This is a genomic window from Bartonella sp. AP57NXGY (assembly GCF_042195805.1).
In the GTDB taxonomy this organism is placed as follows: domain Bacteria; phylum Pseudomonadota; class Alphaproteobacteria; order Rhizobiales; family Rhizobiaceae; genus Bartonella.
Genome location: NZ_JBHIOZ010000369.1, coordinates 1 through 1,034, shown reverse-complemented (window position 1 = coordinate 1,034; position 1,034 = coordinate 1). Strand labels below are relative to the sequence as shown.

Annotated in this window: 1 protein-coding gene and 1 pseudogene; both read right to left on the bottom strand. The window is 42.0% G+C overall.

The annotated features are described in order from the left end of the window. Nucleotides 1–515, bottom strand: a pseudogene (locus ACFIL8_RS10915) (hypothetical protein); the annotation flags it as partial. 10 nt (nt 516–525) lie between these two features. Then, nucleotides 526–903: a hypothetical protein gene (locus tag ACFIL8_RS10910; RefSeq protein WP_375681513.1), complete on the bottom strand. Its 378-nt coding sequence runs from the start codon at nt 901–903 to the stop codon at nt 526–528. Nucleotides 904–1,034: the final 131 nt, after the last annotated feature.

Genomic DNA, 1,034 nt, shown 5'->3' with positions numbered 1-1,034 from the left:
ACCGTTGGCACAACCCCAGAATTATGCGGATTAATCGTCTGACAAGCCGCCGCAAAAATACCGCTCATAATTAAAAGTCCGCGATCAAAAGGCGAAAACTCTTCCACTCGTTGCTCGTTATAAAGAAACTGCACTTCGCGATCTGGTAAAAAGAGGGTTGCCAAATAATCTCCCTTTCCCTCGATTTCCACCGACCATCCCAAGCTTTTTAAAAGCCCTGTTGCACTTTCTATCGTGAGAATTTCATCATCATCATAATCGGCAGAGAACTCTTTTTCCTTTAGTTGCAAACGCCTCTTCTGCACCACGGCTTCATCTTTCCAAAACTGCTGCGTTGCAAGATCATTTTCTTTAAGCACTCTTTCCAGCGCGCCTTTCACTTGAAAATTCATTTTCATCCGTTTGAAGACAGAGGTATAAAGAGCTAAAACAAGCATGATAATGATCATGCAAATAACAATCATCACCCAAAACAGGGGATCTAATAGAAATACGGCTATAGGATCACTGTTCATTTTTCCCCTCTCAGTCTTTACAAAGCCCGTGCGACAGAGAGCTTATGTGCTCTCCTACAGAGATTGCTTCTTCTAGTTTCTGAATATTTTTGTACAACTCACCCGTCACTTTGGTGCGAAGCCGTAACATCACCGGAATCAAGAAAAGTGCACAGACCATTATAATGTCCGTTGTTTTAAAGAGAACGGCATGCACAACATATTGCCACCCTGTCAGCTGCCAATTCAATACACCTGGTATTTCTAGAACCATTTTCCACATGATAATGAGAACCGCAATAGCAAAGATAATTTTATAATCCTTTGCTGAGAGCAACACGTGCTGGAGCGAAAAAGAATGCGCTCCTTTATGCGTTTCTTGCTCTGATGCCCAATTTTGCTCCTTCATGTATTCCCCTCTCACTCTTTGAAAAGACCCGTGTGACAGAGAGCTTATTTGCTCTCACACAGAGATTGCCTCTTCTCGTTTCTGGATCTTTTTTTCCAATTTACGCATTATGATGATGCAAAACCCAAATA